Source organism: Brachybacterium sp. AOP42-C2-15 (assembly GCF_052377065.1).
In the GTDB taxonomy this organism is placed as follows: Bacteria; Actinomycetota; Actinomycetes; order Actinomycetales; family Dermabacteraceae; genus Brachybacterium.
The window spans coordinates 1-12,822 of the sequence record NZ_JBQSWK010000061.1 but is presented as its reverse complement, the minus strand read 5'-3'; the positions used below and the strand labels follow the sequence as shown (position 1 = coordinate 12,822).

General features: G+C 64.5%; 14 protein-coding genes and 1 pseudogene. 9 read left to right on the top strand and 6 right to left on the bottom strand.

Going from position 1 to position 12,822, the window contains the following annotated elements; translation table 11 throughout:
- Nucleotides 1-82 precede the first annotated feature (82 nt).
- Complete coding sequence (locus ACT3SQ_RS18285; protein WP_444502883.1) at nucleotides 83-700, bottom strand: recombinase family protein; 618 nt, start codon at nucleotides 698-700, stop codon at nucleotides 83-85.
- Between the two features lie 507 nt (nucleotides 701-1,207).
- On the opposite strand from ACT3SQ_RS18285, the gene ACT3SQ_RS18280 reads away from it, so the two are divergent.
- From ACT3SQ_RS18280 to ACT3SQ_RS18255, 6 genes are all read left to right on the top strand, one after another.
- The gene (locus ACT3SQ_RS18280; protein ID WP_114311872.1) at nucleotides 1,208-1,897 is read left to right on the top strand and encodes an Abi family protein; all 690 of its coding nucleotides are present in this window, start codon (nucleotides 1,208-1,210) and stop codon (nucleotides 1,895-1,897) included.
- Between the two features lie 822 nt (nucleotides 1,898-2,719).
- Nucleotides 2,720-3,337, top strand: a complete 618-nt coding sequence (locus ACT3SQ_RS18275) for a hypothetical protein (RefSeq protein WP_147271504.1) — start codon at nucleotides 2,720-2,722, stop codon at nucleotides 3,335-3,337.
- A 956-nt stretch (nucleotides 3,338-4,293) separates the two neighbouring features.
- Nucleotides 4,294-4,536: a hypothetical protein gene (locus ACT3SQ_RS18270; RefSeq protein WP_443365951.1), complete on the top strand. Its 243-nt coding sequence runs from the start codon at nucleotides 4,294-4,296 to the stop codon at nucleotides 4,534-4,536.
- Nucleotides 4,537-4,718: 182 nt separating this feature from the next.
- A complete protein-coding gene (locus ACT3SQ_RS18265; RefSeq protein ID WP_444601544.1) occupies nucleotides 4,719-6,521 on the top strand; it encodes a hypothetical protein in 1,803 nt (600 codons plus the stop codon).
- Between the two features lie 251 nt (nucleotides 6,522-6,772).
- Entirely contained in the window at nucleotides 6,773-7,567 is a 795-nt protein-coding gene (locus ACT3SQ_RS18260; protein ID WP_443365948.1) for a ParA family protein, read from the top strand.
- Nucleotides 7,564-7,953 (top strand): ParB family protein, encoded by a 390-nt coding sequence (locus ACT3SQ_RS18255; protein WP_443416254.1) that lies wholly within the window; start codon nucleotides 7,564-7,566, stop codon nucleotides 7,951-7,953. Before ACT3SQ_RS18260 ends, ACT3SQ_RS18255 begins: the two co-directional genes overlap by 4 nt.
- A gap of 238 nt (nucleotides 7,954-8,191) precedes the next feature.
- On the opposite strand, the gene ACT3SQ_RS18250 is transcribed toward ACT3SQ_RS18255, so the two are convergent.
- On the bottom strand, nucleotides 8,192-9,013 hold the full coding sequence (locus ACT3SQ_RS18250; protein WP_443416253.1) for a nucleotidyl transferase AbiEii/AbiGii toxin family protein: 822 nt from the start codon (nucleotides 9,011-9,013) through the stop codon (nucleotides 8,192-8,194).
- Nucleotides 8,994-9,344 (bottom strand): transcriptional regulator, encoded by a 351-nt coding sequence (locus ACT3SQ_RS18245; RefSeq protein WP_443416252.1) that lies wholly within the window; start codon nucleotides 9,342-9,344, stop codon nucleotides 8,994-8,996. Before ACT3SQ_RS18245 ends, ACT3SQ_RS18250 begins: the two co-directional genes overlap by 20 nt.
- A 107-nt stretch (nucleotides 9,345-9,451) precedes the next feature.
- Here ACT3SQ_RS18245 and ACT3SQ_RS18240 point away from each other — a divergent pair, with 107 nt between their 5' ends.
- Nucleotides 9,452-9,805: a hypothetical protein gene (locus ACT3SQ_RS18240; RefSeq protein WP_443416251.1), complete on the top strand. Its 354-nt coding sequence runs from the start codon at nucleotides 9,452-9,454 to the stop codon at nucleotides 9,803-9,805.
- 117 nt (nucleotides 9,806-9,922) lie between these two features.
- On the opposite strand, the gene ACT3SQ_RS18235 is transcribed toward ACT3SQ_RS18240, so the two are convergent.
- On the bottom strand, nucleotides 9,923-10,210 hold the full coding sequence (locus tag ACT3SQ_RS18235; RefSeq protein ID WP_443418573.1) for a ribbon-helix-helix protein, CopG family: 288 nt from the start codon (nucleotides 10,208-10,210) through the stop codon (nucleotides 9,923-9,925).
- A gap of 376 nt (nucleotides 10,211-10,586) precedes the next feature.
- Here ACT3SQ_RS18235 and mobC point away from each other — a divergent pair, with 376 nt between their 5' ends.
- Together mobC and ACT3SQ_RS18225 are read left to right on the top strand one after the other, a co-directional pair.
- Complete coding sequence (gene mobC, locus ACT3SQ_RS18230) at nucleotides 10,587-11,138, top strand: plasmid mobilization relaxosome protein MobC (protein ID WP_444502801.1); 552 nt, start codon at nucleotides 10,587-10,589, stop codon at nucleotides 11,136-11,138.
- The gene (locus ACT3SQ_RS18225; protein ID WP_444502802.1) at nucleotides 11,135-11,944 is read left to right on the top strand and encodes a relaxase/mobilization nuclease domain-containing protein; all 810 of its coding nucleotides are present in this window, start codon (nucleotides 11,135-11,137) and stop codon (nucleotides 11,942-11,944) included. The genes mobC and ACT3SQ_RS18225 overlap by 4 nt, the downstream gene beginning before the upstream one ends.
- Nucleotides 11,945-12,001: 57 nt before the next feature.
- Here the strand turns inward: ACT3SQ_RS18225 and ACT3SQ_RS18220 are convergent, their stop codons facing one another.
- Together ACT3SQ_RS18220 and ACT3SQ_RS18215 are read right to left on the bottom strand one after the other, a co-directional pair.
- Entirely contained in the window at nucleotides 12,002-12,388 is a 387-nt protein-coding gene (locus ACT3SQ_RS18220; protein WP_444502803.1) for a hypothetical protein, read from the bottom strand.
- Nucleotides 12,389-12,631: 243 nt separating this feature from the next.
- Nucleotides 12,632-12,822, bottom strand: a pseudogene (locus tag ACT3SQ_RS18215) (IS1380 family transposase); the annotation flags it as partial.

Sequence of the window (12,822 nt, the reverse complement as noted above, 5' to 3'; positions counted from 1 at the left end):
CCGTTGGCTGCTTCCTCGTCATGGGGTTCGATCATGGTTGAACTGTAACGAGCCGGGTGCGCTTTGAGGCGAACCACGGGGATCACGGGTGCTGGAGGTAGCGGTACAGCGTGGATCGGCTGACACCGTGCTCACGTGCGATTTGGGCTTTGGGTGTGCCGGCGAGGGCGGCGTTGCGGACAGAGCGGATCTGGTCGCTTTCGAGGCTGCGGGGCCGGCCCTTGTAGGCGCCGCGCTTCTTGGCGGCGGCGATGCCCTCGGCCTGGCGCTGACGGATGAGCTCGCGCTCGAACTGCGCGAAGGCGCCCATCATGTTTAGCTGGAACGCCGCCATCGCATCCGCGTGCCCGGGCTCGAAGGTGAGCCGCTCCTTGAGGAACTCGACGCTCGCACCCTTCCGGGGCCGCTGCTCGGTGTGATCGGCGGGGTCACCGGTGATCTGCTGGACGATGTCGTTCAGGTCGATGACCGAACGAGCCAGGCGGTCCATGGAGGCGACGACGACATGGTCGCCGCGGCGGACGTGCCGGATGAGGGCCTGTAGCTGCGGGCGGTCGGTCATGCTCTTGCCCGACTGCTTCTCGGTGAAGACCTGGTCGCACTCCCCTACCGCCTCGAGCTGCCGGGCGAGGTTCTGGCTGGCCGATGACACCCGAAGGTACGCAACGCGCTGCCCCGGGGCCCGAAGTGTTCCATTCACGTCTTAGACCCTAGCCGCTACATGTGCCAAAACACGGGAAGGGACCTAGTGGAACAGTGGCGACGTCTCGGTGACGGGTGTCGCGTTTGGGTATGCCTCAATGGGACGTCGATGGCGAGAGTACGGGATTTGAACCCGTGAGGGGCGACCGGCTCCAGTGCGCTTTTAGGGCACCATCTTCGGCCGCTTGGTCAACTCTCCACGCCCTCGGCGCCGTGTAGCTAGCGGTTAAGAGTCATAGGGGGCGCTCATCGGCAGCCGTACCGGACGAGCCTGACGCCAGAGAGTCGAGTGAGGTCGTGGAGCGAAGCGTTCACCGACTACGGTTAGCGTTGCGCAACGTCGGTCGCGACGAGGCAACGCACGGCCGGCGCGGGCAAACAGCGAGAAACCCCGGGTCAGTTTCCTGATACCGGGGCTTCCCAAGATCGTGGCCCAAGTAACATGCCGTGAGGCATCGGTCATCAAGGGCTCTCGCTGCTCTGAGCATACCTGACGGGAGCGTGTATGTCGACGGTATCTGACACCTGGGTCACGGAGTGGTTGACGCCGGGGCGCTACAACAAGTATCTGAAGGCCGCTGGTCACGACCCCGTCCGCGCCCTCGAGCTCTACGAGTGGAACGCTCGTGTTTCGTCAGCTCTGCTACATGATTTAGGGCACCTTGAAGTCGGCCTGCGCAACGCCTACGACCGTCAACTGCTGGCCCATCCCCTTGCCGCGGGCCAAGACTGGATTAGCCGCGCAATCTACGACCAGCTCTGGGCTCCCCATCTTGTGGTCGGTGCCGACGGCAACACGCAAGACAAGAACTCCACTCCTCGAGGTGCCATTAAGACTGCAAGGAAATACGCTGGGTACACGGACGGCGGCTCGGTAAATCGCGGAAAAGTCATCGCTGAAATCATGTTCGGATTCTGGACCTATCTGACCGACAGTCTTCACGAAAAGACCCTCTGGGTGCCTTCACTCCGCTTTGCCTATGCGCCTGGCGCAGACCGCGCCCAGCTACACGACGCGCTGTCTTTGTTGCGCGACGCCCGTAACCGCTTGGCCCACAACGAGTCGATCTTCGACCAGCGGCCGGAGAACCTACGTAGACGCATCATCTTCGTAGCACGCACACTCTCGGCACCACTCAGTCAGCACATTGCGGCCAACAGCGACGTCCCGGTTTTACTGGCGGCCAAGCCGTAGGGGTATAGCAGTATCTATTGAGCTGCACGGACACTTCACCCCCGGGCGCCCAACCAGCCGGAAAGGCCAGCTATCGGCTAACAACTGCGGCGCTCTATCTTGCGCCCCGGCAGGAGTGCAACAGGTTGCCCGAGTGCTCGATCTGCGCGGCGACCTATGCAGAAGCTCCTCGGTGGGAACCTCGCGCTTCGGTGCGACTTGCACGAAACTGGCCCCGCCTCGTTCCCACGGGGCGGGGCCAGCTCTATCGTTCGCGCCTTGAGGTGTGGCATCCGGACACTCTCTAATGAGAAGAGGCCAGTGCGTCGAGATGGCAGGACCCTAATGAGAGGAACGCCAGTTCGCCTACGCGCATATTGAGCTTCCCACGAGTTTTCGGCACACGCAAGCCTGAAGTTGAAACGTAAAGTTTCCTGTTGATGCGGGGGCGAGACGCTGTCATGAGCTTGAGGGGTGCTGCTACGGCTCTAGGCGAGACGTAGTTGCTGCGAGTAAGCTAGGACGGTACATATCGTTCAGTCCCTATTAGTAGGCAGTGCCGAGCCGCCGTTTAAGTAGGCAACCTTGTTGCGTGGAAGTTCAAGAGGAGTAGGTGTGGTGGGCGGAATTGAGGGCGCAGAGACTATCGGTCGCAGCGGCTTGCCCGAGCTGGTGTCAGACGCTTCGGAGCTGTCACGCAGTCGCGCACGCGATCTTGCAGAGCGTGTCCAGCGGCGGAAGGGGATCCCGTTGCGGACGGCTTACATCCGCAGCTCGGACATGAGTGAGGATCCGCCGTTAGCACGCCTGATTCGCTCAGGGGGACGAGGGGGCGCGACTGCGGTGAAGCTCCATCTTGGACTGGTGTGGCTTGCTGCCAGACCTCCTTTTGAGGTCAAGGGGGTCTCGTCCCGAGTGTGGGCGGAGTTGTTGGATCTGGATGATCCATCCGTCAACGGGAAGCGACGTATCAACCAGGCGCTAGTGAAGCTTGAGCAGGAACGGCTGATCCACGTAGAGAGGAGCCGGGGCGGAGCATCAACGGTGCGGCTACTCGTGGAGTCCGGGGTGGGTCTGCCGTACGTCGATGTTCCCTCGACCGCTCGCTTCCGAGCCGCGCCTGCCGACCGGCATGACCACGACTACTTCCAGGTCCCTAGAACCCTTTGGCTCAACGGCCACATCCAGTCGATGAGCGCTAAAGCTCTAGCGATGCTGCTCGTGATCACTGAAGAGCAGTTTGGCGACCACGAGAGGGAGGTCTGGTGGTCAGAGCAGCGATTCCGGGATCTGTTTGGACTGAGCAGGGCAACTCGATCGGAGGGCGCGCGTGAGCTCTTCCAGAGGCGCCTCGTGGTGCTGAGTCGCAGGCCGGTGTCCGCCGGCAGGTCGGCGTTCGCGGAGGAACGCATGCGCAACACCTACGTAGCCATCAATGACGCGGTGGACTTCAACACCTGAGTGGCATCTCCTAGCGAGGCCCGTCTGATTCTGGGGCCAGGTGCGCTTCCCCTCCCCCAAGGAATCTGCTCTCGCCTGAGAGTGGCGCTGTCTCCGGCGCGGGTCAGGAACCTTGTTCCGGAAGACCCGGCAAGGACGGGCGGCATCGGCGCTGGCGAACCCACTCGGAGATGTCACCGGCCTGCCGACCTCCATCGTTCAAACGCTCGTTACTGGGTGGGCTGGCTACCTCATGTCCCCCCGGGGACGCATTGGTGCCAGAGGTCCGTCGGGCTGTTTCTTCTAGACTTCTAGGATTTCGGGTCCTCGTGGGGCTGTTTCGTCGTCTTGATTGATGCTCGTGGTCGTCCTTGCTTTCGTGTTCATGTTGGTGCTTCTTGTGTGCTCTGGATGGGTCTGATGCGTTCGCTGATGCTGCGTCGCTGATGCTTGTAGGTCGCGCTGCTGTGTCGCGCTCGTTGAAGTGGGTGGATTGCGTCAATTTCCGTGCAAGCAGCTGGGACAGATGGCCCAGTTGCTAAGCCCGGGACAGGTGCAGTCCTCGACGGCGCCTCAAACGGGCCATCTCCCGGGAGATCCACCACGTCCTGCTCGACCCCTCCACCGTCGAGCCGGTCGACTTCCGGGCCCTGCGCACCCAGAAAGGCATCACGCTGACCCAAGCCGCCGAGGCGCTCCAGCCCCGGTCGGCACGCATCTCCGACATCGAACGACGAACCCGGCCGCTCCCGGACCTCACCGACCGCTACCGAACCTGGCTCACCCCCGCTTGACACAAGACAGGAGCATCAGGCCCCTCTGCCATGGAAGTCCGCATCTCCCCCACACGCTTCGACGTCAGCCCCTTCGTCGGCATCCGGCGCATCCCCGCCTCCCCGGCTGAGAAGACGTCCTAGTACAGCGACACGCCATCAAACAGTGTCGTACATGTACCGTCCACGTGTAGTGTGTTCCACATGGCTAGCTCCTACCGCCGCCCGCGAGGCACCCCGACTGTGCAGGCGCACATGCTTTTGGCGACCGACATCAAGAAAAAGATCGACGAGTACGCCGAAATCGCGAACGCCCCTCAGTGGGCTGTCGTCGAGGCAGCCATCCGGGCCGGCAAGCCTGGCCCCAACGGGCTCCCGTCCAACTGGGACATGGAGACCGGCGAGAGCCAGATGGAGATGAACCTCAGCGAGAAGAAGCGCGCATAAAGACTTCGCCCCCAACCTGTTGAAGCAGGTCGAGGGCGATTCAGAAGTCTTCGGGTCTAGTTGCAAGCTAGGTCCCGGGGGCGAACCTTGAAAGGAGGTTCATTCACTTGTTGCCCCCAGAGTACGGGGGTCGAGGCACCGTAGGCAACTACGGCGAGCCCGGCGTGTCTCCGCACACCCCGATGACCCTCTCCCCAGAGCTTTCCTGGACCCTTACCGCACCCGTGATCGCGGGCCAGGCTCGCATGCGCTTGGGTAGGAAGCAGCGCGAGGGTCGCCTCAGCTACCCCGCCAGCACGGAGCGGGACCTCACGGCCGAGCTGCCCACAAAGCCCGCCGCGGTGCGTCTTTACAGCAACGCGGGGCACTGCAGCGTCCTCGGGCTCGATTTCGATGCCAAGGACCGCACCCTCGAGCAGGTCGCTGACGTTGCCTATGATGTCTTCCAGGCCGAAGCCCTGCTCGATCAGGCTGGCGCCTGGTTCCTCACCGATCACGCTCACGGTGGCACGCACATCTACGTCCTCCTTGAGCAGCCGCTCGCGTTCCTGGAGGCACGCGAGTTGGTCGAGGCGATGGCACGACGGTGGGTCACGCTGGACCCCTCCCCTCACCAGTCGATCGCCCGTGGCTGCATCACCGTCCCCGGCACCGTCCACAAGCACGGCGGACACCGGAACCTCACGATCAGTGAGCGCTCTCTGCGCGAGCGGGTCGACGGCCTGCGGACCCCTGCCCGGGCGCTCCGGCAGCTTCGTTTGAACTTCCGCGACGAGATCCTCGTCGTGAAGGCCAAGCGCGCCGCGACAGCAGCGGCCGAGCCCCACAGCACCCCGGCCGTGTACGAGGCGGGTGCGGGCCGCATCATGGGCCAGAAGTACCTCGCCCTGGCTCTGGAGGGCGACTGGGCCGCCTACGGCTATGACAGTCCCTCCGAGGCCCGCTGGGCCGTCTTGTGGTCCGCGAGGGCTACCGGCCTTGGCCGCGAAGACGTTGCCGCGCGTATGAGCGATGGCCGGTGGGCCGGCCTGTGGGCACTGCACGGCCACCGGCACGCCCCCTGGGCCACCTTCGCGGGCGACTGGGAGCGGATGGAACCCCTGTTCAACGCGACAAACAACGAGCGGGACGACTCCGTCCATACATCTGACACAAGCGCCAACTCTCACACGGGGGGGCCGTCGATCCGGGATACACACGGGGTGATCCGCGCCTGGCGCAGCCTCCTGCACGAGGTGGAGACCCGGGAGTTCCCCGGTGCTCGGGGCTGGACTCGCCGTCTCCTCCTTCGCGCTGCGGCCAAGCAGTCCCACGAGATCGGCTCCACCCTCACAGCCACCGGTGTCCGCGGTCTCTCTGTCGCCACTGGACTCAGCCTGCAGACGGTTGCTGAGCTGCTCCGTGAGATCTCTACCGAATCCGATCCCTGGATCACGCTGACCTCTCGTGCCCGTGGCCGCGAGGCAGCCGCCTACGAGCTGCGCATTCCCGACCGCTACGCCGAAGCGGCCACGACGGTTCGTTGGACTCGAGGGAAGGCACAGGCCCTACGTCCGGTGTTCGAGCAGCTCGGAGCGCCTGCAGCCCTGGTCTACGAGGCGATCGAACATGGCCACGGCTCCTCCCCCACCACCGTCCAGCAACGAACTGGTCTCTCCCGAACGGCCGTTACCGACGCGCTCACCACCCTGGCTGGATGGAACCTCATCGACGGCGACCCTGCAGACGGCTACTGGCTCACCAGCAGCGATGCGGACCTCGAACGACTCGCCGAACGATTTGGCGTCACCCATGCCCGCGCGACGAAGATCGCGACTTACCGCGCACAGCGACGCATCTGGTGGGCCTACCTCGACCGCCACCACATCGCCCTCCATGCCGACGACCTCGTAGCCGATGCTGAAATCCTCGCCCTGCTCGACGAAATGCGTATGAACGATGACGACCCACCACCAGTACCAACAAGCTTCTCGGCGGTCGCGTGACCACGGCCCAACGGCGAACCCCGGGCAAGGCGCTATTTCTACCGAATACACAAACGCTACTGTTTTATCTTGCATCGGTACCCTTGCAAACGGTACTGTATGTTTCTACGGAACCCTTGGCGCCGCGATGCTGCGAAGAGGCCAGATGGGCAAACGTCACCTAATTCCATACGACACCAACGGTGCCAACAGCACACACGGCATATACGGTACTGTTTAACCCGACAGTACTTATGGAAGGGAATCGCCTGATGACCTCGAAGATCGTCGCTATATGCAACCAGAAGGGTGGCGTCGGCAAGACGACGACCACCTTTCATCTGGCCCGCGCGGCCGTCGCGGAGGGCCGACGCACCTTGCTCATCGACGCGGACCCGCAGGGCAACCTCTCCAGCGTCACCGTCCCCGACCTGGAGCGAGACCAGCCCGGCCTCGCCGACGTCCTCACTGACCGCTCAAGCGACGGTCTCGCTGACATCACCGTCCCCGGCGCATGGGAAGGGCTGAGCGTTGCTCCCTCCACGGGGAGCGGCCTTGCCGCCGTCCGCGATGAACTCGTCATCGCCGGGGCAGGACGCGAAAGTCGGCTGCGCAACGCCCTGGATGCCGTCCGCGACAGCTACGACCTCGTGCTGATCGACTGCGCACCGGCCCTCGACCAGATCACCGTCAACGCCCTCACCGCATCTCATGGTGCTGCGGTGGTGACCGAAGCCAGCCTGTTCAGCACCGACGGGCTCGCCCAGCTCATCCGCACCATCGCCACCGTTCGACAGCACTACAACGCCACGCTCAACATCGCCGGCATCATCGTCAATCGCTACGACGCCAGAGAGAAGGGCGTGCGCGCCGCAATGGACGAACTGACTGAGGGGGCAGCTGCCCACGGCCTCAGCCTCCTCGAGCCGCACATACCCAAACGAGCAGCGATCCGCGACGCCATCGAATCCGGGACCGGACTCGACCAGGCCCGCAGCGCCGAAGCTCGCGCCCTTGCCAATATCTACACGGCGCACCTGCACAGCATCGAAGGAGCCCTCAAGTGAGCGACAAGCCCGCCCGCAAGCGGTCGGCGTTCGGCAGTGTCGATCCCGTCGCACCCCGCACGGAGACAGCCCCGCCGCCATTCCCGGTTACAGAAGAACCTAAGTCAATCGAGCAGCCGCGACCGACCCCGCGGAAAGCCGCAGCCAAAACGAAGGTTGGGTTCTTCATGCCGGCTGAGGAAGCCGATCGTGCTCGTGCAGCTCTGGTGAACACCTTCGCCCCGAATCAGGAAGGACCGCGGACCTTCTCGGATCTGATCCGCCGAGGACTTCTGGCGGAGGTCGAACGCCTCGAGCGCCAGTACAACAACGGCAAGCAGTGGGCACCGGTCCAGCCCGGCCAAGTCCCCACCGGCCGACCCAGGGATGCATTCCAGGACGGATGAAACCCTCCAATTTCGCAGCGCAACAGCAGCGGATGCTGGCGCGAGAGAAGGCGATCAAGGAAGACCCCAGTGGCCCCACTCTGGACGACACCGGTCCCGACGTACCCACAGGCGGTGGAGAGGGTCCCGCAACGCCTCAGGCCCCGTCAGGGCCCACTCACGGCGCTGCTCTACCTGCACACCGGCAAGCATGGAGGCAAGAGCCGAGCCGGGAACCCGCCCACGAGCGCTGACCGGGTCAGTCGCCGTACCCCGGGGCACGGTCCGACTCCCGACTCTGCCCCTTAACGTGGCGTGCCGGGGGAGAGGCGCGCCAGGTGCGTAGCTGTTCGGTGAGTGGCTGCATTTTGCCTGCGGCACTGATCCGCATGGCCTCCGCGGCCTCGGGATCCTCGCGAGCGACGAGCTCGACGCGATGCTCGTAGTCGACGCCGCGGTGAAGATGGGTCAGTGCGTGGCGCATGACTCGCTCGACGTCGGGGGTGAGGCCGGCCGCTGCGAAGCGGTCAGAGGCGGGGATCTGATCTGATGCGAGGGCGTCGGCGAGCATGTCGAGGCCGATGCCAGGGTCTTGGTTCCGTGCAGCGTCGATCAGTGTCCGATGGGTCCAGCGCCCCGAGAGGGCGATCGCCGCGACGTCCATGTAGTCACGGGCAGCGCGACGGCTGTAGAGGGCTGCGACCTTGTTGCCCACGGCGTCGCGTTCATCCAGCATCGGCCCCAGCTCGCCCCGGACCGGTGAATGGCCTCGCCAGTCCGTCCCGAGGTCGCCCTCGATGGTGGCACCGGCGAGGTGGAAGAGCACGTTGGCGTACTGGTCGGCGGTCCGATTGACCTCCATGGATCCGCCACGCGCGGTGAACTCCTCGTGCAGCCGATCCAGCACCTCGGGCAGTGGCGTGGTCTCGGCGGACGTCGTGAACAGGTCGACGTCGACCGTCTCGCGGGGGATGAGGCCGTGCTCGATCAAGGCGCTGGCGCCAGCGAGGACGTAGCCGGTCCCGGCCAGTGACTCCAGTGCGGTACGGGCCGTGGCCCGTCTAGCGTCGGCGTCGACCATCAGCGCCCCGAAGGGCCGCGAGGTGAGGGTGCTGGGCGTGCCACGTCTCGACGACTCGCTGATCCAGGGGGAGCGTGGGCCACACCTCGAGTAGGAGTTCACGGTTGAGGTACCGGGCGATGTGCTCGGCAGAGCCGTTGGACAGCACCGACTGGTAGAACTCAGTGCGCGCCCCGTCAACGTCGAGGTCGAACCGGGGGCTACCGCTCCAAAACACCGACACCGGCAGCTCGACCACACCGTGCGCCGGCCCCTGCAGGACCTCGAGGGAATCGACCGTGAAGTACGGCTTGAGATCTCGGAATCTGACACGAGTATCACTGGTGGTCATCACGGCCTCCTTCCCGAGGGTGTACATCGAGTGTGGCACGACAGTGGTGCCCGCGCACCCCGCTGCGCCAGTGTTGGGCGTCAGAGGTGCGGCGCATATTGGCTGCCATGAGCAGCGATTACGCCGTGTACTTCGCGCATCAGACGGCCGTGTGGGCCGTTCATGGACTCACCATCAGGTACAGCCTCACGCTTGACGGGCCGACGGTGACGGCCACCCACTCCGACCTCGACAAGAGGCTGCCCGATTGGTCGATCCACATCGTCACCGGCGAGGAAGAGCTGCTCATTCGCTCCGCCGAATGGGTTGACCGGATCGACGATCTGCGGGCGCACGTACTCGGCTGGCTCGTGGCCCACATCGACCTCCGTGTCGCCAAGACGCGCCCGGGAGAGCGCCGCTACGACGAGGTGTGGATGGCAGCTTGGAGACAGGCCAACCCCGGTAGCCGGAGGGCCTGAATGGGAGAGAGCATGGCGGGCTGGTCGCGAGTAGCTACTACAGCTGGCTTGAGTCGTGATCCCTGTTCATTCCTACTTCAGGACCACCCGAGAGTTCTTCACTCTCGTGGAGGAGTTCTAGCTGTCGCTGTTCCCTAGCTCTTCCATGAAGTGGTTGTACTCGTTGAGCTCTGCCTGTCTGGTCTTGATGTCGTGATGCCAGTAGCGCTCTTTCAGTACGGGCAACATCTCCTGCAGAGCGGCGCGGAGGTAGAACCCACGTGAGCGTCCTGTGTGGCGCGCGAGCGCATCAAGCTCGTGCACAAGTTCATCGTCCATGCGTGCAGAGACGACCTTGTAGCCGACGCGAGGGATCCCGTTACGGTGATCGCGATGGGGGTCGAAGCTGTTCTGGTTTGGCGACATGTAGACAATGTTTACACATGGCCGCGCCCATCGGAGAGTCGGCTTCTTGAGCTGCTGCCTGTTGGTCGTGCGACCCCTGGACGGGGTCGCCTGTGACGCGCTTCGCGCATCACGGCGGGTCTCGTGCCCGACTCCCGGCGTTCGCTTTGGGGAGTCGTCGGGCACGAGACCCGCCCCTGGTTTCTAGCGCGCTGTGTCCTCCTCTGTCGGTGCGCTAGAAACCGATGCAAGGTATGATTGTGCGTGACACAACGGGGCGTACCGTTCGTTCCTCACTGCCCCGTGGTGTCCCACACAATCGACCTTGCTCCTACGCGGAGAGCGAGCGACCGGAGGTCGCGGTCCTCGCCAGGGCTCGGACGAAAGGGGATCCACGGTGCCGACCGGCCCTCATCCCGAGCGCGCCGAACCGGCGCGCGGCAACGCGTCGACGACGGCAGGCGGGCAGCCGGCATCTGGCGAGCAGGAGCTGCCGGACTGGTTGCGAGATGCGATCGCGCAGTCGAACCGCGAGGCGCGGCGCGAGCAGGCGGATCCCTCGCCGCGCAAGAGTGCGGGTCGCCCCGCGAGAGGTGATGCGAAGCGGACGCATCGAGTGGGAATCTCGCTAAGCGCAGACGAGCTCGAGGTCTGGCAGCACTTGGCCCAGACCGCCGGTAGGGGCTCGGTCGCGCGGTGGGCACGAGAGCGCGTGACGAGCTCGATTGCGCTGCATGAGCTCGGGCACAGCGATGTAGGCGGAGAGGTCGCCGGGTTGCGCACGGACCTGGGCCGGGTGGGCAACAACCTGAACCAGATTGCGCGCGCACTGAACACTGCTGAACGCGGCGGGGCTGACGGGCCGACAAGTGATGAGGTGTTCGCGGTAGTTGCTGCCGCTCGGGAACAGTTAGCGGAGATTCGTGAGTGGACGAGGGGGCAGTCGTGATCGCGAAGATCACCCGGGGGCAGCGCGTGGGGGACATCGCCGCGTACCTGCATGGGCCGGGTAAGGCGAACGAGCACCAGTACCTGCGCGACGGGCGCCGGCACTCCGGAGGAATGGTGATCGCCTCGAACATCGGCGCCGAGGGCGCGACCGACCCCGCGGAGTGGGCCGCGGACCTACGGCACACGCAAAAGCAGCGCCCGGACATCACCAAGCCAATCTGGCAGGCATCACTGCGCGCCGCTCCAGGGGATCGGAGCATGGATGATCGTGAGTGGTCCGATATCGCTTCGCGTTTCATGGACGAGATGGGGGTGGGGGAGCATCCATGGGTTGCGGTCCGTCACGGTGAGGACCACATCCATGTGGTCGTTACCCGTGTCAACGACACCGGTGAGGTCTGGCACGGACGCAATGACCGCCGACAAGCACAGGCCGCATGCACACGCATCGAGAAGCAGCACGAGTTGGAGCAGGCTCCTCGACGTCGTGTGCAGTCGAAGAAGACCATCGCTGAGCAGCGTGGTGAACATCGTGAGGCTGCGGCGGTGTCACCTGAGCAGCGTCGGCTGCGGCGCAGCGTCCGTCAGTTCACCCAGAACCAATGGGATGCTCTGGAACCGGAGCTACAGGGCGTCATGCGCACGACCCGCCCCGAACGAGTCCCTGGCGCATATGTACGGCCTCGAGCAGATGTGCAGCCCTCGGACACCGTGAATCAGCGCGGCCGACGAGATCCGGCCAGGACGTATCGGCAGCAGGTGAAGCCGGCCCGTGAAGGTTCAGACCGAGAACACGGGCGTTGAGCTGCCGCGAATGCTCCGCATCCTTGCCCTCGAGGCGGAACTGGCGGGGCCGACGGACTACCTCCCGTAGCCGTGTTCGCGGCGCTGCCCCTCCCCGCGGGAGCGGTCGAGGTGGCTTCGTTCGCTGGCAGTGCCGGGGCGACGTGCCGCGGAGATCGAGGCCGTAGGCGTCCTCGTGTAGTACTGCGTGCCGCTGAGACGTTCGAGGAGTGCCTCGCGTAGGTAGGGCATTGCCAGCTCGACGTATCCACGTTGGGTGGGGCGGATCATCTCGTCGTTGATCAACCGGTCACGGTAGACGCTTTGGTACCCCGGACTTTTACCGAGCCGCTGCTCGATATCAGCCACTCGTGTGGGGCCGTCGTCATCGAGCATCGCCTCGAGATACGCCAGCTTCCCCGGGCTGAGATCTCGCAGTGCGGGCTGGTGAACGTCGCGGATCATCTGCCCGATGCTCTCGCGCCGCACCGCCGTGACGTCCTCGAGTTCGATGGTCGGGGCGTCCTTAGCCTGGATCCACCGATTAGATAAGCGATGTGCAGTTGCGACGCTGAGGAATCGATGGTGCGCGGTTGAGCGTTTTGGGGTCGTTGATGTCTCCCGGCCTGGCACCGGTTGTGTCCACTGATGGGTTTCCGAGCATTCCTTTCTGCTGCTCGGCCGGGCGCCCCTTTTCGGGCTGGGTGGTCACGGTGTGGCCAGCTGTGGTGGGCTCAGCGTGTTGTGCCATAGCCGGTCAAAGGCGGTGGCCCATTTCCAGTGCGTAGGTAAATGCAGGATCAGTTTGCGAGCCCGATGCGCAATCCGGGCGGGAATATTGACCAGTTTCTGGCGCAGGCTGACCGTTCTGGCATTGACCAGCTTGCCACCGGCAACAC